The organism is Bacillus cereus (assembly GCF_002577405.1).
GTDB lineage: Bacteria > Bacillota > Bacilli > Bacillales > Bacillaceae_G > Bacillus_A > Bacillus_A cereus_AU.
This window is the reverse complement of the sequence record NZ_NULR01000013.1, coordinates 223,889-244,283: the sequence shown is the minus strand read 5'-3', so window position 1 is coordinate 244,283 and position 20,395 is coordinate 223,889. Positions and strand designations below refer to the sequence as shown.

The following is a 20,395-nucleotide window of genomic DNA, read 5'->3' as shown; positions in this document are numbered from 1 at the left end:
GTTCACACGTCTTTTTTACTTTATTACTTACTTCGCTACTTCTTCAATAATCGCAACAACTAATTCTGCTGTTTTTGCTAACTCTTCAACAGGAATCTTCTCGTTTGTTGTATGAATTTCTTCATAACCAACTGCTAAGTTCACTGTTGGAATACCATGTCCTGCAATTACGTTTGCATCACTTCCGCCACCACTTTGGTGTAGAGAAGGTGTACGACCAATTTTTTCAGCTGCACGTTTTGCAACTTCTACAACATGATCGCCATCAGCAAATTTAAAACCTGGGTACATAACGTTTACTTCAACGTCTGCTTGACCGCCCATTTCTTTTGCAGTTGTTTCAAATGCTTCTTTCATTTTCGCAACTTGTACTTCCATTTTCTCATTAATTAAAGAACGAGCTTCTGCAAAGATTTGTACGTGATCGCAAACGATATTCGTTTGTGTACCACCTTCAAAACGGCCAATATTTGCAGTCGTTTCAGAATCAATACGACCAAGTGGCATCTTTGCAATTGCTTTCGCAGCGATAGTAATTGCCGATACACCTTTTTCCGGTGCTACACCAGCGTGAGCTGTTTTCCCGCGAATAATTGCGTTCACTTTCGCTTGTGTTGGAGCTGCAACAACGATTTCACCAACTTTTCCATCGCTATCTAATGCGTAACCATATTTCGCTGTAATACGCTCACGGTCTAACGCTTTTGCACCAACAAGACCTGATTCTTCTCCAACTGTAATAATAAATTCAATTTTACCATGAGGGATGTTTTTCTCTTTTAACACGCGAATTGCTTCAAACATTGATGCTAATCCCGCTTTATCATCCGCACCTAAAATTGTAGTACCATCTGATACGATATATCCATCTTTAATAGAAGGCTTAATGCCATTACCAGGAACTACTGTATCCATATGAGAAGTAAAGTAAATTGTATCAACACCATCTTTTGTTGCTGGTAAAGTACAAATTAAGTTACCTGCACCATGACCAGTTACAGCCATTGTGTCATCTTCAAATACTTCTACACCTAAAGCTGTAAATTTCTCTGTTAATACTTTGCAGATTTCTGCTTCAAATTTCGTTTCAGAATCTACTTGTACTAATTCCATAAATTCATTTACTAAACGTTCTTGATTAATCATAAGACTGCGCCTCCTGCACTACCATTATGTATGTAACACTACTAATTATAACAGAATTTCGCAAAAGTTTCGAAATACAAGACAAAAAACAGATGGTTTATATGTCTAGATAACCATCTGCTTCCTATTACTCATTTAACAATACCCAGCGCATATGATCTTCCCACACGCCATTTACCATTAACATCTTCCTAGATACTCCCTCGTATTGAAAGCCTATCTTCGTCACTACTTGTATAGATGCTAAATTACGTGGCATGATCGGCGCTTCTATACGATGTAAATGAGATTCCTCAAAAGCAACTTGAATTGCTTTTCTAAGCGCTTCTGTCGTATATCCTTTATTCAACTCTTCTTTATCTAATTTGTAACTGAGTACACAAGATTGATAAATACCACGAACGATTAAATTAAATGAAATACATCCGATTATTTTCGTATCATCACCCTTTTTAAAAATCCATAGCCTAATAATCTTTCCTTCTGCAAACTCTTTTCTATCCTTTTGTAACCTTTTCTTTTGATAATCTAATGTAAAAAAATCCTCCGGCCTATACTCTTCCCAAGCTTTTAAAAACTCACGATTTCTGTCGTAATATTGAAGAACTTTTTCCGCATACGACTCATCAATTTCCCTTAAATGTAAACGATTTGTTTCATATATTTTCATCATCGTATCTCCATTCTTCAGCTTGCATAAAAAAATTAACCATCTATCTTTTAATATATTCTCTACTCATACGCAAATTTCCTGTTATATTTTGCAACCCCTTCCCGAATTTTGTCCTTGCTCTCCCCTTGTCCATAATTTCATTTCTCGTTACAATGAAATGGTACTGATTTGCAAGGAGGTTTAACGATGCATAAAAAAGCTCAAAAAATTATGGTTTATATAATGCTAATTTCTATACTTGTAACAACACTACTTACTGGCGCAAGTATGTTTTGGTAAAAAGGACGACTCACTCGTCCTTTTTCTACTTTTTACACATCATAAAATAAACCATCTCGAAATCGAGATGGTTTATTTTATATAAATCATAATCGCTACAATACTAAAGGAAAATGCCATTACTAATGCTATTACAAAACTTGTATACTGTTTCTGCTGAAATGCACCAATAACAAATGTAAGGTTAAGCAGTGCCATCAATACAATTGCTACAACATAAGAACATATATTAAAAGTTGCCAATATGAATGTAATCACAAATAGAAAACCAATAAAAAACTGCATATACGAGATTTTTGGATTCAAATACATATGAGCAACCCCTTTTTCTTTTTTTATCTTTCTATATCTTCATTAACGCATGCTTATGTACACATGTCAAGACAACTTATAATAAAAGAAAAAGCCAACCTTTTCGTTGGCCTTTTCATATGCAATGGCACCTTTTTCTTTTGCCAATTGCTGAAAGGATTTTTTTGATTTCACAATCCATACTTTCGTTCCAATTGGAATACGATCAAATAAATATTCCACATCGTTTTTCTTCATTCTTATACACCCTTGTGAAATATACTTTCCAATTGAACTAGGTTGGTTTGTTCCATGTATTCCATATTTACTCCCATCAGTTTCTCTTGCATTAAATCCCATCCACCTTGATCCAAGTGGATTTTTAGGGGATCCCCCCGGAATATCCTTTGCAATATAATACGGATCCTTCGCTTTCATTACAATATCAAAAGTTCCTTCTGGGGTTAATTCATTCGTTTTCCCCGTAGCTACTGGAAAAACCTTTTGAATCTTTCCATCGTCAATATAAGCTAGTTTATTCGTCGCTTTATTTACAATAATGAAAGGATCACCGGCACGTGGATTATCACCAAGAGGCCAAATCGGTGATAAAGAAAGACATAATAATAAAGAAAGAAGATACGGCATACATAATTCCTACCTTCTATATAAGTTCTTTTATATTATCCTTTCCCTTAAAACGACTTTTAATGAGTAAATATTGCTCCATCTCATAAACAAGTTGAACGAGTTTTGCACGTATTTCAAATTCTTCTCGTGTGACTGGTAAAGGCATTTCTCTAAATACTTCTCGCATTTCTTGCAGTTGTCTTAACGAAATGACCCCTGTACTTTCAGGACGAATAGAATTCCCTATATTTTCAATTACGTCTGCAATCATATCAGCTTGTTCATACGTCCAAGATAATGACGCAGCTAATGGTATCATCCGCTCCAAAATTTCAAATTGTTGCATGCGCATATTGAAATAACGATAGTAATAGTCATCTTCTCGCATAAATGCATTCTCAAGTTTCTTAAACGATAAATCTCTTGCTTCATTTAGCATGTTCTCGGTTTCGATGAGTTCTGCCCCACTCCAACTACTTTCTCTATTTCGCAAATAAACAACCATTTCAAACAAAATTGTTTTAAAATTACTTTCTATTGTATCCTGATACTCTCTTAGCTTATTTTCACTACTTGGCATATACATATTCACTAATAGCGCCACGCTAATCCCTATCGTTAATATAGCAATTTCATTTCCAACTATAAGCCATGTAATGTGTTTCAATGAATATAGATGCATGACAATAACTGAGCTCGTGACAATCCCTTCTTGAATTTTAAACATAACTGCAGTCGGGATAAATGTAAGTAATAATACACTAATCGCAAGTGGTGTATAACCAATTGTTTCAAAAATACAAAACGCGAATACCATTGATAATACACAAGCTAAAAAACGATGTAACGATACTTGAAGTGATTTACGCTTCGTATTTTGTACACATAATATAACTAAAATACCCGCTGAACTATAAAATTCTAATCCTAATAACTGAGCAAGAAAAACCGCTGCCCCTGTTCCAAGCGCTGTTTTGACTGTACGATATCCAATTTTAAACATATCATTGCTCCTATATGTATAAATGTATTTAAAGTTAGTATAAAAAAAGGATGACACAATGTCATCCTTTTCTACTTATTATTCACATAACCTTTTCATATTACAATATCTTTTGTAAAAATTGTTGCGCACGTTCACTCTTCGGTGCTGCAAAAAATTCTGCTGGCGGACTATCTTCTACAAGTTTTCCTCCGTCTAAGAAAAGAACACGATCTGCCACTTCTTTTGCAAATCCCATTTCGTGTGTAACGATTGCCATCGTCATTCCTGTCGTAACTAATGATTTCATAACTTCTAATACTTCTTTCACCATTTCTGGATCTAGCGCAGATGTTGGTTCATCAAATAACATAACTTCCGGTTCCATCGCTAGCGCTCTTGCAATTGCTACACGTTGCTTTTGTCCTCCTGAAAGGCGATTCGGATACGTATCTTTTTTATCTAATAATCCTACTTTTTCTAAAAGTTTCTCTGCTTTCTTTTCCGCTTCTTGCTTCGTTACTCCTTTTACATGAATAGGAGCATACGTAATATTTTCTAATACCGTCATATGAGGGAATAGGTGAAAATGCTGAAATACCATTCCGACATTTTCACGAACATGCATGATATTCGTTTTCGGATTCGTTACTTCTTCCGTTCCAATCCAAATGTGACCATTTGTCGGTGCTTCTAACATATTCATACAACGTAAAAATGTTGATTTCCCTGATCCCGATGGCCCGATAATTGCAACAACTTCTCCTTTTTCAAGCGTTGTCGTAATTCCTTTTAATACTTCATTTTTCCCAAATGACTTATGAAGGTTTTCAATTTTAATCACTTTTTTTCATTCTCCCTTCAATGGCTTTCCCGACTAATGTAAGAATAATGACTAGCATATAATAAATCAGTCCAACAAATAGTAATGGCTCAAGATATTTAAACGTTTCACCGCCTACAATGTAAGCACGACGCATTAAATCTGTCGCTCCAATTACAGTTACTACAGCGGATTCTTTCGTAAGAGTCGCAAACTCGTTTACAAGCGCTGGTAATATATTTTTTAAAGCTTGAGGAAAAATAATATTTCTCATCATTTTTCCGTAAGGAACCCCTAAAGCCATAGCCGCTTCTGTTTGTCCTTTATCAACCGCTTGAATGCCGGCACGAATTACTTCTGACATATATGCACCTGAATTTAAACTAAATGCAAGTACAGCTGCTAAAAAGGCTGGTATTTCATATCCAATCATTTGCGGAACACCGAAATAAATAATCATTAATTGCAATACAAGTGGTGTACCACGAAATATTGATGTATAAATATCTGCTGCAATATTTAATGCTCGTATTCTAGCAATTTTACAAAGCGCTAATAACGTTCCTAAAATAAATCCTGCCAAAGCTGATGCCGCTACAATTTTCAAAGTAACTTCTAGGCCTCTTAATATATATGGTATGGAAGGCGTAATTGCCGAAAAATCTAAGTTCATTCTGTTCATTCCCCTCACTGAAAAGTGAAAGGCAGCTTATTTTGAGCTGCCAAACCATTTCTTCACTAATTTATCCATTTCTCCATTTTCTTGCATTTTTTTAATCACTTTATTAAATTCAGCTGTTTTATCGCTGTTTTTTGGAAGGGCAATTGCAGATCCCACTTCTTCTGGTGCTTCTTTAATTTCAATTCCTTGTAAGTCTTTCATTTTCTCTAAATAATTTCTAGCAACTGTGTCTTCTATAATTGCAGCGTCAAAACGACCCGCTTGAATTTCTTGTACGATTTCTGGTATACGGTCACGTCCCTCAACTTTGAAATCGACTTGTTTTTTAAATTCTGCCGCTTTCTCTTCTTGAATAGATCCTGTTTGTACCCCTACCTTTTTCCCTTTTAAATCTTCTACTGAGTTAATGTTAGAATCTTTTTTAGAAACAATCATATTTTTCGCAACAAAATATATATCTGTGAAATCAACATTATTTTTACGCTCTGCAGTTGGTGTCATACCTGCCATTACGAAATCAACTTTTCCTGAGCTAAGAGATGCTAATAAACCACCAAAATCCATATCTTTCACTTTCACTTCATAACCAAGTTCTTTTCCGATATATTTAGCAACATCAACATCAAAGCCGATAATTTCATCACTTTTTGACGCTTCCACATATTCATAAGGTTTATAGTCCGCTGAAGTACCCATAACAAGTACTTTTTCATTTTTTTCAGTAGCCTTTTCTTTCCCATTACTACAAGCACTGAACATACTTACAATTAAAATAAGTGCAAACGATATTGATAAAAACTTCTTCATCTTTCTTCCCCCTAATGATGTATATTTAAAAGTTAATTAGAATATTTATTCGATGTTTGTATTGTATCAGTAGTTTAATTTTTATGCAATATATAAAATAAAAATAAATAAAATTACCTTAAATATCCTGTTTTAAATGCATAAAATAATGCATAAATCGCAATCCTTCTGTATATTTCATCATTTTGAATAATAAATAAAAAAGGCGGTACACCCACTTATTCGTGGGCATACCGCCTTTTCACTTATTTATAGTTCTTCACAATTCTCTTCGAAATACGATTGTAGTTTCGCAATGACTTGCATCGGTTCATGACCTTCAATTTCATGGCGTTCTACCATCGTTACAATTTTCCCATCTTTTAATAAAGCGAATGATGGAGAGGAAGGTGGATATCCTTCGAAATACTCACGTGCTCTTGCTGTCGCTTCTTTATCTTGGCCTGCAAACACCGTTACAAGATGGTTAGGACGTTTATCATAATGTACGGAATGCGCAGCAGCAGGACGAGCAATACCACCTGCACAACCACATACAGAGTTTACCATTACAAGTGTTGTTCCATTTCTTTTAAACGCTTCTTCTACTGCTTCTGGCGTCGTCAATTCTGTATATCCAGCAGAGACAATCTCTTCACGCGCTTGGCGGACAACATCATTCATAAAAAAGTTAAAATTAATCAATCTTTTCCCTCCTCTTAAAACTACCTATTTGTATCTTACCAGTTAATGTTTATGAAATACAAGTAAGTTTACTTGTATTTCAGCATAGAAAAGGTGTTAGAGCAGGGCTCTAACACCTTTTTGTCACTTTTCCATAATCTTCATATATTCAGCAATCATTTTTTTATGCGATCCTACAATATAGTCCGGTAGTTCTGTTACGGGGAAGAATTTAAGCTGAACTGCTTCTTCTTTATTCATAACAAAATCCCCTTCGTATTCATCCGTATAATAGGCCGTCGTTACAGATTGAAATTCATCACCATTTGCTAATTTTGTAAAGTAGTTCGCTCCAGAAAATACATTAATTAATCGTAAGTTCTTCACTTTTATTCCTGTCTCTTCGTACACTTCACGGTAAGCTGTTTCTTCTGGTGATTCACTAAGCTCCATTAGTCCGCCTGGTAGCCCCCATTTTCCGTACGGCTCTGTTCTTTGCTGTAATAATACATCTCCATGTTCATTTATAACGAGTACAACAGCACCAACTAAAATTAAAGGGCGATGACCAACTATTTTTCGTAATTCTTCTACATATCCCATCGTATTATCGCCTCCTTTTTCGTTGTCCACACTATTGTATCATATGTATGAAACGACAAAATGCGTATATTTTTCATTTTTTTAACAAAATATTTATTTTATATGCTTCATCTACTGTAGCTAACATAATCGATTCGATTTCCGCATTCTTCTCTAAAAACCCTTTCGCCCACTCTTCTGTTTTTCCTAATAAAGCGAGAACATCTCGCTGAATTCTTCCATCTTTTACTAAAACAAAAGCAACTGGTGACTTTTTCCCTGCCACGTTAAGATCAAGCCGAGACACCGCCTCATATTCAGGATACTGAAATATAGAAACAACACCGCTAGCTTCCCATAATGCTAATTTTATCGTTTGAATATCGCTCACATTTTGCACACGAAGTTCTGAAAATAAATATTCCACTGTAATCCTCGCTTTTTTCAAATTGCTAAAATCAATTGAACCATTGTGTATAAGAATAATAGGCGCCGGCTCTAAAAAGCGTCTCCATCTATCCCATTTCAACATTACAACAGAGCTTATGATGTGAAGTACAACGAGTATAAATGTTGTAATCATCGAGCCGAGTAATCCGACTTTTTCATCAGATAGCGCGTTAGAAATATTCCCACCAAGCAATAACACTAATACAACATCTAAAAATCGAAGTTGCGCGATAGACCTTTGTCCCATCGCTTTCGCAACTAATATTAAAAATATGTACGCTATAATAGCTCGAACAACCCATTCGCTATTAGAAAGGTGCCGTGCTCCTTCAAAAATATGCATATGCATCACATTGCACTCCTTAAACGTTGCAAACTACAAGTCTGTTTTAGTTTGCAACGTTTAAGAACATATATGTAAAAAAGCTAGTTCGTTTTTACACGAACTAGCTTTTTTACTTAACTGAAAACATATACTTTTTATACGTTTTCCGTACCGATAATATGAGCCCCATCATAATCATATTCGAGAATAAGGAACTTCCCCCGTATGATAAGAAAGGCAACGCAATACCTTTTACAGGCATTAATCCAACGATCATACCGATATTTTGGAATATTTGAACCGTTAATATTCCGATTGACCCAGCACATAATAATGTACCGAATAAATTATCAGCAGAATAACCAATAATAATTGTTCTATATAGTAGTAATAGGAACAAGAATACAACTAACGCTGCTACTATAAATCCACCTTCTTCGGCAATTGTAGCAAAAATAAAGTCAGTATGCTTCTCTGGGATATAGACGTTCCCTTCGCCAAATCCTTTCCCTTCCATACCTCCACTACCTACAGCTAAAATCGATTGCTGCGTTTGATACCCTTGATCTGTATGTTCAAATGGATCTAACCAGCCTAAAATACGTGATTGTTGGTGAGGTTTTAGTAAAGTAACCAAATTATTAAAGAAGAAATCCTCATACCTTACGTAAATAAATATTAACGCGGTTAATATGGTCACTGGAATAACTGTACATATTGCTATCAATTTCTTCTGAATACCTGACATAAATAAAATACATGCAATGGCAGCAGCATATAAGAACACCATACCTGTATCTGGCTGGCTATATACAACGGCCATAGGCGGGAGAGATACTAGCATAATTTTACCTACTAGTTTTAAATCCGTCTGGAATGTCCTCGCCATATACTGCGCATTATGTTTCACTGCAATACTTGCTACCACAAGCAGCAATGAAATTTTGAAAAACTCAGACGGCTGGATTTGTCCAAATACTGGGAAAACAAACCATCTTTTTGCACCTAATTTTTCAGGTGTGAAAGCGGAAACCGGTAGTATTTTCAACAGAATAAGTGAGCCAAATCCAACGATATAAAGTGGCCAAGACAATTTTTGTAATTGATCTAAGTCGATGCTTGCAACAAGAAGTAACAATACAGCTCCAATTATGTAGTTCAAACCTTGTTTCATAGCAAAGTTCGCTTCTCCATATTGTCCGGTTTGCTGACTGCTATATATAGCAGTTATACTTATAACACAAAATGCACACAAAATTAAAATTAATTTTACATCTAAACTTCTTAAAAACTCGGTACTTCTTTTCATGACATCCTCCTGAAACATTGTTACGGCAAAATAAAAAACCAGGAGTCAATACTCTTCATGTTTTGACGACTGATTACACATTATCTATAAAACACTTATATAGAATAACTCTCTTTTTCATACAATACAATATATTATACTACAGTTTCGTCAGTAAGATTTGCCAAAAAAATTATTCTTTTTTTATTTTATATCCATATACCATATATCAGCAATGTATTTTCGTAAATTCCTAATACATAATCGTCCATTGTAAGATTACTGGGAAAAGTGTTGTACATATAGTAGGAGCAGAAGAAGAAATAAGATGATAAAAAGCTCGCCTAAGCGAGCTTTTTATTAATATACAGATGTATTATTTTCTGACGTATTTTCTAAAATTTCTTTTACACGTCCTAAGAACTTACCACAAATTAAACCATCAAGTACACGGTGATCAAGTGATAAACATAAGTTAACCATGTCACGAGCACCGAACATACCATTATCCATAATTACTGGTCGTTTTACAATTGATTCAACTTGTAAAATAGCCGCTTGTGGGTAATTAATAATGCCCATAGATTGAACAGAACCAAATGATCCTGTGTTATTAATTGTAAATGTTCCGCCTTGCATTTCGTCCGCTTTTAACGATTTTGTGCGTACTTTTCCTGCAAGTTCTGTAATTTCACGAGCGATACCTTTAATCGTTTTCTCGTCTGCTTGCTTAATTACTGGTACAAATAGTTCATCCTCTGTTGCAACAGCGATAGAAAGGTTGATGTCTTTCTTCTGAACGATTTTATCGCCAGCCCACATTGAGTTAATTTGAGGGTACTCTTTTAACGCTTGTGCTACTGCTTTTACGAAGAAAGCAAAGAATGTTAAGTTAAATCCTTCACGCTTTTTAAAATCACCTTTAATTGAATTACGGTATGACACAAGGTTTGTCACATCTACTTCAATCATCATCCAAGCATGAGGTGCCTCGTGCTTACTACGTAACATGTTCGCTGCAATTGCTTTACGCACACCTGTTACTGGAATTTCGATATCTCCAGGCATTGTCGGTACAGAAACTGGTTTCGCAGCTTCTACTTTTTGCGCTACTGGCGCTGCTTTTGGTGCTTCTGGACGCGCTTCTACTACTGCTGCTACCGCTTCCTCTTTTTTCGCACCTGCTTGCGGAATATTTCCAGATTCCACTAGCTTTAAAATATCTTTACGAGTAATACGACCATTTGATCCTGTACCTTCTACTAAATCTAAATCAACATTATGCTCACCCGCAAGTTTTAACACAGCTGGTGAAAAACGTGGTTTTCCATCAGTTGGTTGTTTCGCTTTCGGTGCTTTCTCAGCAGTAGTTACTTCTGCCTTTGGTTCTTCTTTCGTTTTTTCCTCTACAGCTGTTGCAGCTACTTCATCTGCGCCTTCTACTTGAATGACACAAACAACTTCACCTACAGCTAACGTATCGCCTTCACCAGCGATTAACTCTTTCACAATACCAGTGAAAGAAGATGGTACTTCTGCATTTACTTTATCAGTCATTACTTCTGCAAGCGGATCGTATTTATTTACGTGATCGCCAACATTAACAAGCCATTTACTAATTGTGCCCTCTGTAACGCTCTCCCCGAGCTGAGGCATTGTAATATTTTCTACAGCCATGTATAGTCCCCCCGATTAAAATTCCGCAAGTTCACGCATTGCTTTTTCAACTTTATCTGGATTTACCATAAAGAATTTTTCCATTGTTGGTGCATATGGCATTGCTGGAACGTCTGGACCTGCAAGACGTGCAATTGGTGCATCTAAATCAAACAGGCAATTTTCAGCGATAATAGCTGCCACTTCACTCATAATACTTCCTTCTTTATTGTCTTCTGTTACAAGAAGAACTTTACCAGTTTTTGAAGCCGCTTCAATAATTCCTTCTTTATCTAATGGATATACAGTACGTAAATCAAGAATGTGTGCAGAGATGCCATCTTGCGCTAATTTCTCAGCTGCTTGAAGAGCAAAGTGAACACATAATCCGTACGTGATAACAGTAATATCATCACCTTCACGTTTTACATCTGCTTTTCCGATTGGTAATACATAGTCATCTTCTGGCACTTCACCTTTAATTAAGCGATATGCACGTTTATGTTCAAAGAATAATACTGGATCTTCATCACGAATTGCCGCTTTTAATAAGCCTTTTGCATCATATGGTGTAGAAGGGATAACAATTTTTAAACCTGGTTGGTTTGCAAACATCGCTTCTACAGATTGTGAATGATACAATGCACCGTGAACACCCCCGCCAAATGGTGCACGAATTGTAACTGGACAAGTCCAATCGTTGTTAGAACGATAACGGATTTTTGCTGCCTCAGAAACGATTTGGTTTACTGCTGGCATGATGAAATCAGCAAACTGCATTTCAGCGATTGGACGCATACCATACATTGCCGCACCAATTGCTACCCCAGCAATTGCAGATTCTGCAAGCGGTGCATCAAGCGCACGATCTTCACCAAATTGATCATACAAACCGTGTGTCGCTTTAAACACGCCACCTTTTTTACCAACATCTTCTCCTAAAACGAATACTTTCTCATCGCGTTCCATTTCTTCGCGCATTGCTAATGTAATAGCATCAATATAAGACATTACAGCCATGAAACGTTCCCCCCTATTCTGCGTATACGTGCTTCAATGCATCTTCAGGTGCTGCATACGGAGCATTTTCTGCATATTCTGTTGCTTCATTTACGATATGCATAATTTCGTCTAACATTTGTTTTTCAATTTCCTCAGTTAACACGCCAGCTTCTTTTAAATAAGCTGCAAATGTTATAATTGAATCTTTTTTCTTTGCTTCTTCTACTTCTTCTTTATCACGATAAACACGATCATCGTCGTCACTAGAATGTGCTGTTAAACGATATGATACTGTTTCAATTAAAGTTGGGCCTTCACCACGACGGCCGCGGTCTGCAGCTTCTTTTACAGCTGTGTATACTGCAAGTGGATCGTTTCCGTCTATTGTATATCCAGGCATACCGTAACCAATTGCACGATCTGATACGTTTTTACATGCTAATTGTTTTTCAACCGGAATAGAGATTGCATATTTGTTATTTTCACACATGAAAATAACAGGTAGTTTGTGTACACCAGCGAAGTTTGCCCCTTCATGGAAGTCACCTTGGTTTGAAGAACCTTCTCCAAATGTAACAAACGTTACTAAATCTTTCTTCTCCATTTTTCCAGCTAGTGCAATACCAACTGCATGTGGTACTTGTGTTGTTACTGGAGATGATCCTGTCACAATACGATTTTTCTTTTGACCGAAGTGACCAGGCATTTGACGACCGCCAGAGTTTGGATCTCCAGCTTTCGCGAAAGCAGACAACATAAGCTCTTTAGCTGTCATACCAAACGCTAGTACAACACCCATATCACGGTAATATGGTAATGCATAATCTTTCTCTCTATCAAGAGCGAACGCCGCTCCAACTTGCGCAGCCTCTTGTCCTTGACAAGAAATTACGAATGGAATTTTACCTGCACGGTTTAATAACCACATACGTTCGTCAATTTTACGTGCAAGTAACATCGTACGGAACATTTCTAATACTTGCTCATCACTTAAGCCAAGCTCTTCATGGCGCTTTTCTTTTACTTCTGCCATTTTTCATAACCTCCTAAATCCACATTTTTATGCGTGTAACGCTTTTCCATCTACAGCTAATGCTGCTTCACCAATCGCCTCAGATAATGATGGATGCGGATGAATTGTATGTGCTACTTCCCATGGTGTTGCATCAAGTACTCTTGCAAGACCTGCTTCAGAAATCATATCTGTTACATGTGGCCCAATCATATGAACACCAAGAATATCATTTGTTTCTTCATCAACTACAAGTTTTACAAATCCATCTGATTCTCCGTATACAAGTGCTTTTCCGATTGCACGGAATGAGAACTTACCTACTTTTAACTTATAGCCTTTTTCTTTCGCTTCTTGTTCTGTTAAACCGACAGAAGCAACTTCTGGACTGCTATATACGCATTTTGATACCATAGAGTAATCAATTGGTGTAACTTCTTTTCCTGCAATATGTTCTACTGCAACAATTCCTTCATGAGAAGCAACGTGAGCAAGTTGCAGGCCACCGATTACATCTCCAATTGCGTAAATATGAGATTCTTTCGTTTGATAAAACTCATTTGTTTGAATGTATCCTTTTTCCACAACGATATCAGTATTCTCTAAACCAATATTTTGCGTATTGGCTTGTCTTCCTACAGATACAAGCATTTTTTCTGCTTTAAATTCTTTATTCTCACCGTTATGTTCAGCTTGAATTGTTACTCCATTATCTTTTACCAATGTTTCTGGTAATACTTTTGCACCCGTTACCACTTTAATACCTTTTTTCTTGAATAGACGTTGCATTTCTTTTGAAACGTCCTGATCTTCTAGTGGTAATATCGTTTTCGCATACTCTAACACTGTAACTTCTACACCGAAGTCAGCAAGCATAGATGCCCACTCAATACCAATTACACCGCCGCCAACGATAATGATTGAACTAGGAAGCGTTTCCATTTTTAGGGCATGATCGGAAGACATTACGTACTCTCCGTCTAACTCTAAACCTGGTAATGAATTTGGACGAGAACCTGTTGCAATAAGTACATTTTTTGGAATTAACATTTCATTTTCTTCTCCACTTGCAAGTTCAACTGAAATTGTCCCTGGCATCGGAGAGAAAATAGATGGGCCAAGAATACGGCCAATACCTTCAAACACATCAATTTTACCTTGTTTCATTAAATGTTGAACGCCTTTATGAAGTTGCGTTACAATCTTCTCTTTACGCTCTTGTACTTTCGCAAAGTTTAGTTCTACATTACTTGCAATAACTCCGAACTCTTCACTTTTTTTAGCAGTCGCGTATACTTCCGCACTACGTAAAAGAGCTTTACTAGGAATACATCCTTTGTGTAAACAAGTACCACCAAGATTTTCTTTTTCAACAAGTGCAGTTTTTAAACCTAGTTGTGATGCTCGAATAGCAGCAACATATCCACCAGTACCGCCGCCAACGATGACTAAATCATATTCTCTTGCCATTATCTCAACCCCTAGCTACTGTTTGTTTTTCTCTTACAACATACTCTTTCGCCGCTTCTTCTTCACGTAATACACGAAGTGCTCCTTCTGCTAACGCTTCTAACTCATCTTCCCCTGGATGTACGATAACATCTGCAATCCAGTCCACTCGTTCTTTTATTTCATCAACAAGAATTTTACTGTACGCAAGTCCACCAGTTAATACGATTGCATCGATTTTCCCGTGAAGCACAGCACTAGCTCCGCCAATTTCTTTTGCAACTTGATATGCCATTGCTTTATAGATAAGAGTTGCTTCAGGATCACCTTTTTCAACCATTTGTTCTACTTTAATCGCATCATTTGTACCGATTAGACTTACAAGTCCACCTTGTCCGACAAGCTGTTTCACCATTTCGTCACGGTAATACTCACCAGAGAAACACATTTCAACTAGTTGTCCTACTGGTACTGTACCAGCACGCTCTGGGCTAAATGGTCCTTCTCCGTTTAAGCCATTATTTACATCGATAACTTTTCCTTTTTTATGAGCACCAACTGTAATACCGCCGCCCATATGTGTAACTAATAAATTTAAATCCTCGTATTTATGATTTAATTGATCAGCTACTTTACGAGCAACTGCTTTTTGATTTAATGCATGGAAAATACTTTTGCGTTCCATACCAGCAATGCCACTTATACGAGCAATTGGCTCCATCTCATCTACAACGACAGGATCCACAATGAATGCAGGAATATTTAATCCAGAAGCAATTTCATAGGCTAAAATGCCTCCGAGGTTTGAAGCGTGATGACCACTAAACCCATTTTTTAAATCTTCTAACATCGCATCGTTTACTGTATACGTACCGCCTTCGATTGGACGAAGTAATCCACCACGTCCACAAACAGCATTTAATTTTGAAATGTTAATACCGTGAGAATGTAGTACTTCTAAAATCGTTTCTTTACGAAACTCATATTGGTCGATAATTCGCTTATATTTTCCAATCTGTTCTACGTCATGACGAATCGTTTCTTCTAGAACAGGTCTTTCATTATCAAAAACACCAATTTTTGTGGATGTACTACCTGGGTTAATAACAAGAATTCGATTTACAGACAATGTTGCTACCTCCACTAATAAATTCAAAAGGAAGTGGAAACCTCATAAGAGGTAACCACACCTTTTGTAAAAGTTATATATGAATGATTAGCGACGGCTAATAATGTCGTGACCGTTGCGTAAGTATGTGCTACGAGTGTTTTTCAAGCTTGCAATGCGCTCTTCAGCTAGACGATCTGCTGCTACATAAGTTGCAATGCCATCGCGTTTTGAAATTTCGATTACTTTTGCAATTGTGTCATAAATTGACTCAACGCGTTTTAATGCACGTTCTCTATTATATCCATATAACTCGTCTGCTACGTTAATTACGCCACCTGCATTAATAACATAGTCTGGCGCGTATACAATACCCATTTCATGAATGATGTCGCCGTGACGATCTTCTTTTAATTGGTTATTTGCAGAACCTGCGATTACTTTTGCTTTAAGTTGTGGAATAGTTTCATCATTTACTGTTGCGCCTAATGCACATGGTGCGTAAATATCACATTCAACACCGTAAATTTCATTTGGTTCAACAGCTGTCGCACCAAATTCTTCTACCGCACGTTGTACAGCTTCTTTATTAATATCTGTAACGATTAATTTTGCTCCTTCAGCGTGTAAATGTTTGCATAGGTGATATGCTACGTTACCAACACCTTGAACAGCAATTACTTTTCCTTCTAAATTATCAGTACCGAAAGCTTCTTTTGCAGCTGCTTTCATACCACGGTAAACACCGTATGCAGTTACTGGAGATGGGTTACCAGAAGAACCGAATGATGGTGAAATCCCTGTTACAAAGTCAGTTTCTTCGTGGATAATATCCATATCATCTACAGTTGTACCAACATCTTCAGCTGTAATGTAACGTCCGTTTAATCCTTGAATGTAACGGCCTAACGCACGGAACATTGCTTCGCTCTTATCTTTACGTGGATCACCGATAATTACTGTTTTTGCACCACCTAAGTTTAAACCAGCTGCTGCGTTTTTGTATGTCATCCCTTTTGCAAGACGCAATGCATCTTCAATCGCCGCTTCTTCAGAATCATATGTCCACATTCTTGTTCCACCAAGAGCCGGTCCAAGTGTTGTATCATGAATTGCAATAATTGCTTTTAAACCTGATTCTTTATCTTGACAAAATACTACTTGCTCATAATCATATTTTTCTAAGTATTCGAAGATTTCTAATGTCATTGTCGTTTCCCCCTAATGTTTTACCCTTTTTGGTTTATTTTGAAGCAGTCGCAACTGCCAATGCTAATGAATATACTTTTGTTTCTGCTGAGTCAGCACGAGATGTTAAAACAATCGGTGCTTTTGCGCCAGCAATCATTGCTCCTACTTTTGCATCTGCAAAGTATACGAGTGATTTATATAGCACATTTCCAGCTTCAATCGTTGGGACGAGTAAAATGTCTGCCTTACCTGCTACATCACTTACTATGCCTTTATGCTCTGCTGCAATTTGTGATACTGCATTATCTAAAGCAAGTGGTCCATCAACGATACAATCTTTGATTTGTCCGCGGCGATTCATTTGTGTTAACATCGCTGCATCAATTGTCGCCTGCATCGCTGGATTCACAACTTCTACTGCTGCGATTGGTGCCACTTTTGGCAACTCAATTCCTATTGCCTGGGCAACTTCTACAGTATTTTGTATAATAGCAGCTTTTTGTGTTACGTCAGGTGCGATGTTCATCGCTGCATCTGTAACGAAAATAAGACGATTGTAATTTGGAACTTCAAACGCTGCTACATGTGAAAGTACGCTACCTTTACGTAGCCCCCACTCTTTGTTTAATACAGCCTTCAAAATATTCGCTGTTGGGATGTTACCCTTCATAAGCACATCTGCTTCACCGTTTCTCACAGCTTTAACAGAAAGTTCTGCAGCCTCAGCACTTGATGCTACCGCAATCACTTCAATGTGTTCTGAAGTTTGTAAACCATGTTCTTGTAGCATCCCCATTATTTTTTCTTGATTTCCATATAGACGAAATTGAGCTAGCTGTAATGTAATTGCTTTCGCTACAGCTTCAATTACTTCATGATCTTCAGCTACTGCTACAGCCACAGTTTTTTTAGGCTGTCCTGCTGCTTGATCAATTAAGTGTTCTAACTTCATATTTTGTAATCAACCCTTTCCGTCGTCCCTCGTCTATTTATAAAGCAAATACCGTGCCAACTTTTAAAAGTGGTCTTACCAATAATGAAAACGCATTCAAAATGCAGTGAAATCAATACTTTGGAAAATAACAAAATATTCTGTCTTATTTTGTCGCTTTTTGTATACCATGCAATAAATTGCATGGTACGCAATTTATTGCATGCTATTTTTTGCATGGTCATACTTTTCTAGCTTGTAATATAAATTTCGAACTGAAATTCCTAACGCTCTTGCAGTTTTTGTTTTGTTCCCATCAAATTTCTCTAAATATTCACGAATGATATTCCCTTCAAACTCTGTCACTAAATGTTCAAGTGGCTTTTCTTCTAATTCAGGTAATAAATTAGTTTGCTTTAACTCCGTCTGCTCTTCTTTATGTAAAGATGGTAAATGATGCACATCAATATATATCTCGTTATAATTCATAAAGATAATAGCTCGCCCTAAAATATTTTCAAGTTCCCTCACATTCCCAGGCCATTCATATGATTGTAAATATGAAATAGCCGAATCGGTAAGCCCCTCAACATTTCGGCCATAATCTTGATTTATTTTTTGAATTAATCTTTCTGCGATCGCCGGTATATCTCCTTTACGCTGACGAAGAGATGGAATTTGAATCGGAATTTTATTTAAACGATAATAAAGATCCTCCCTAAATTCTCCTTCTAAAATGGCCTTTTCTAAATTCACATGTGTCGCTGCAATTACCCGGACATTAATAGGTATCGCTTTCGTCCCACCAACTTTTACAATTTCTTTTTCTTGCAACACGCGGAGGAGTTTCGCTTGTGTATTCGCAGACAGTTCTCCTATTTCATCTAAAAAGATACTACCGTTATTCGCTTCCTCAAAGAACCCTCGTTTCCCGCCTCGTTTCGCCCCAGAAAACGCACCTTCCTCATAGCCGAATAACTCACTTTCTAACAGTGTCTCCGAAATAGCCGCACAGTTCACACGGACGAACTTATTGTACTTTCGATTACTTCCATTGTGGATTGCATGCGCGAATAGTTCTTTACCCGTTCCAGATTCTCCGCGTAGTAATACTGTTGCTGGTGTATTCGCTCCAAGTTTCGCCTGTTCAATGGCTGCCGTTGTTTCATCTGAATTTCCTACAATATCATCAAATGAATATTTCGCTTCTAACGTTCGAATAATTTGCCTCGCTCTATTCAATTCATTTGTTAACTTTTGAATTTCTGATACGTCACGAATTACACCGACGCTTCCTTTCAATATGCCATCAACAATAACTGGCGCTACGTTTACAATTACATCCCGCTTTTTTTGACCAATTTTCATATGTATTCCACGTACCGCACGGCGTGTTCGAAGTACTTTCATATGCATACTTTCACCTTCTACAATATCTGTTGTAGCTGGTTGGCCAAGTATATCTTTTTCTGTCAATCCAGTTAATTTCGTATAAGCAGGGTTAATTACTAATCCTCTTCCTTTTTCATCCACGACCGAAATCGCTTCTTCAGATGAGTTAATAATCGCCTCAAGTAACGTTTGAATCTCTTTTAAATCTGTAACTTCTTCCGCGAGATCTACGACTTCTGTAATATCTTTAAAAACCGCAAACGCTCCTTGTACCTCTCCCCCCTCTTTCAATATCGGTATACGTGTTGTAATAATTTTTTTTTCATTCTCTAACGTCAGTTCATAATTCACTTCTATTTGTTTCGTGCGTATGATACGAAGCAACTTACTCGTTGGAATAACGTCTAAAATATGTTTCCCTATTGCATTTTCTTTTTTATATCCGATAATACGCTCTGCACTTTTATTAAAAAGACGAACTTGCCCTTCTCGATCTATTACGATCATACCGTCGTGGGTAGAATTTAAAATTAAATCCCCTTGTTGTGTTTGTTCCTCTAGTTTTCCTATTAAACCTTCCTTCTCATGTGCTAATCTCGTAACAATTTTTGCAATATCTCCTGGTATAAGAAGGGTATCTTTATGCTTTTTCTCCAATAAAACTTTATGTAAATCATAATCACCTGTCATATCAAACATTACATCAATATGCATAGAAAGAAACGGAGTTACACTCTCTCCAATTGTAATCCCATATTCCTTAGCAATTTGTAATCCTTTCGCTATCGGATTTATATCAATAATCCCTATAATTTGAAATATATTTGAACTTTGTAACAGATTCAGTAGTGTACTTCCACCTTCACCTGCACCAACAATTAACACCTTTTGTTTCATATCGTACACTTCCTCTCGAAGTATCTCTGCAATTTTTTTCACACCCTTATCTTACTCGTTCAGCAACCTCTTGACAAACCCCCTTCTCATATAACATCATTAAAATATACTAAATAATCTGAAAAGGAGCGTTATG

Annotated in this window: 21 protein-coding genes; 1 reads left to right on the top strand and 20 read right to left on the bottom strand. The window is 36.8% G+C overall.

Features of this window, described 5'->3' with window-relative positions; translation table 11 throughout:
• Positions 1-27: 27 nt before the first annotated feature.
• Together COC96_RS17130 and COC96_RS17125 are read right to left on the bottom strand one after the other, a co-directional pair.
• Positions 28-1,146, bottom strand: a complete 1,119-nt coding sequence (locus tag COC96_RS17130) for a tripeptidase T (RefSeq protein ID WP_088231011.1) — start codon at positions 1,144-1,146, stop codon at positions 28-30.
• Between the two features lie 127 nt (positions 1,147-1,273).
• Positions 1,274-1,819: a GNAT family N-acetyltransferase gene (locus tag COC96_RS17125; RefSeq protein WP_141535932.1), complete on the bottom strand. Its 546-nt coding sequence runs from the start codon at positions 1,817-1,819 to the stop codon at positions 1,274-1,276.
• A 186-nt stretch (positions 1,820-2,005) separates the two neighbouring features.
• Here COC96_RS17125 and prli42 point away from each other — a divergent pair, with 186 nt between their 5' ends.
• Complete coding sequence (prli42, locus tag COC96_RS27600; protein WP_150985251.1) at positions 2,006-2,098, top strand: stressosome-associated protein Prli42; 93 nt, start codon at positions 2,006-2,008, stop codon at positions 2,096-2,098.
• Between the two features lie 72 nt (positions 2,099-2,170).
• Here prli42 and COC96_RS17115 read toward each other — a convergent pair whose 3' ends face one another.
• The 18 genes from COC96_RS17115 to COC96_RS17015 form a co-directional block, all read right to left on the bottom strand.
• Positions 2,171-2,410, bottom strand: a complete 240-nt coding sequence (locus tag COC96_RS17115; protein ID WP_098268044.1) for a DUF3894 domain-containing protein — start codon at positions 2,408-2,410, stop codon at positions 2,171-2,173.
• A gap of 66 nt (positions 2,411-2,476) precedes the next feature.
• Positions 2,477-3,037, bottom strand: a complete 561-nt coding sequence (locus tag COC96_RS17110; protein ID WP_097902600.1) for a L,D-transpeptidase — start codon at positions 3,035-3,037, stop codon at positions 2,477-2,479.
• Between the two features lie 16 nt (positions 3,038-3,053).
• Entirely contained in the window at positions 3,054-4,022 is a 969-nt protein-coding gene (locus tag COC96_RS17105) for an aromatic acid exporter family protein (RefSeq protein WP_098268045.1), read from the bottom strand.
• A 100-nt stretch (positions 4,023-4,122) separates the two neighbouring features.
• Positions 4,123-4,845: an amino acid ABC transporter ATP-binding protein gene (locus COC96_RS17100; RefSeq protein WP_098268046.1), complete on the bottom strand. Its 723-nt coding sequence runs from the start codon at positions 4,843-4,845 to the stop codon at positions 4,123-4,125.
• On the bottom strand, positions 4,838-5,497 hold the full coding sequence (locus COC96_RS17095; RefSeq protein WP_098268047.1) for an amino acid ABC transporter permease: 660 nt from the start codon (positions 5,495-5,497) through the stop codon (positions 4,838-4,840). Before COC96_RS17095 ends, COC96_RS17100 begins: the two co-directional genes overlap by 8 nt.
• Positions 5,498-5,533: 36 nt before the next feature.
• On the bottom strand, positions 5,534-6,313 hold the full coding sequence (locus tag COC96_RS17090; protein WP_098769083.1) for a transporter substrate-binding domain-containing protein: 780 nt from the start codon (positions 6,311-6,313) through the stop codon (positions 5,534-5,536).
• A gap of 249 nt (positions 6,314-6,562) precedes the next feature.
• A complete protein-coding gene (locus COC96_RS17080) occupies positions 6,563-6,976 on the bottom strand; it encodes a BrxA/BrxB family bacilliredoxin (protein ID WP_001979317.1) in 414 nt (137 codons plus the stop codon).
• 144 nt (positions 6,977-7,120) lie between these two features.
• Positions 7,121-7,579, bottom strand: coding sequence for an NUDIX hydrolase (locus COC96_RS17075; protein WP_098268049.1), 459 nt, complete (start codon positions 7,577-7,579; stop codon positions 7,121-7,123).
• Positions 7,580-7,652: 73 nt separating this feature from the next.
• A complete protein-coding gene (locus COC96_RS17070) occupies positions 7,653-8,357 on the bottom strand; it encodes a DUF421 domain-containing protein (RefSeq protein WP_098769082.1) in 705 nt (234 codons plus the stop codon).
• A 106-nt stretch (positions 8,358-8,463) separates the two neighbouring features.
• Positions 8,464-9,642, bottom strand: coding sequence for an FtsW/RodA/SpoVE family cell cycle protein (locus COC96_RS17065; RefSeq protein WP_098268051.1), 1,179 nt, complete (start codon positions 9,640-9,642; stop codon positions 8,464-8,466).
• A 339-nt stretch (positions 9,643-9,981) separates the two neighbouring features.
• Complete coding sequence (locus COC96_RS17055; protein ID WP_088230999.1) at positions 9,982-11,298, bottom strand: dihydrolipoamide acetyltransferase family protein; 1,317 nt, start codon at positions 11,296-11,298, stop codon at positions 9,982-9,984.
• A gap of 15 nt (positions 11,299-11,313) precedes the next feature.
• Positions 11,314-12,297: a 3-methyl-2-oxobutanoate dehydrogenase subunit beta gene (gene bfmBAB, locus COC96_RS17050; RefSeq protein WP_088230998.1), complete on the bottom strand. Its 984-nt coding sequence runs from the start codon at positions 12,295-12,297 to the stop codon at positions 11,314-11,316.
• A 13-nt stretch (positions 12,298-12,310) separates the two neighbouring features.
• Complete coding sequence (gene bfmBAA / locus COC96_RS17045) at positions 12,311-13,312, bottom strand: 3-methyl-2-oxobutanoate dehydrogenase subunit alpha (RefSeq protein WP_098268052.1); 1,002 nt, start codon at positions 13,310-13,312, stop codon at positions 12,311-12,313.
• A 27-nt stretch (positions 13,313-13,339) separates the two neighbouring features.
• Positions 13,340-14,761, bottom strand: coding sequence for a dihydrolipoyl dehydrogenase (lpdA, locus tag COC96_RS17040; protein WP_088230996.1), 1,422 nt, complete (start codon positions 14,759-14,761; stop codon positions 13,340-13,342).
• Positions 14,762-14,765: 4 nt separating this feature from the next.
• Positions 14,766-15,869 carry a butyrate kinase gene (gene buk / locus COC96_RS17035; RefSeq protein ID WP_000115778.1) on the bottom strand — a complete coding sequence of 368 codons (1,104 nt, stop codon included), beginning with the start codon at positions 15,867-15,869 and terminating at the stop codon, positions 14,766-14,768.
• Positions 15,870-15,956: 87 nt separating this feature from the next.
• Complete coding sequence (locus tag COC96_RS17030) at positions 15,957-17,057, bottom strand: leucine dehydrogenase (RefSeq protein ID WP_098268053.1); 1,101 nt, start codon at positions 17,055-17,057, stop codon at positions 15,957-15,959.
• Positions 17,058-17,091: 34 nt separating this feature from the next.
• Positions 17,092-17,991 carry a phosphate butyryltransferase gene (gene yqiS / locus COC96_RS17025; protein WP_098769081.1) on the bottom strand — a complete coding sequence of 300 codons (900 nt, stop codon included), beginning with the start codon at positions 17,989-17,991 and terminating at the stop codon, positions 17,092-17,094.
• Between the two features lie 195 nt (positions 17,992-18,186).
• Entirely contained in the window at positions 18,187-20,259 is a 2,073-nt protein-coding gene (locus COC96_RS17015) for a sigma-54 interaction domain-containing protein (RefSeq protein WP_098769164.1), read from the bottom strand.
• Positions 20,260-20,395 lie beyond the last annotated feature (136 nt).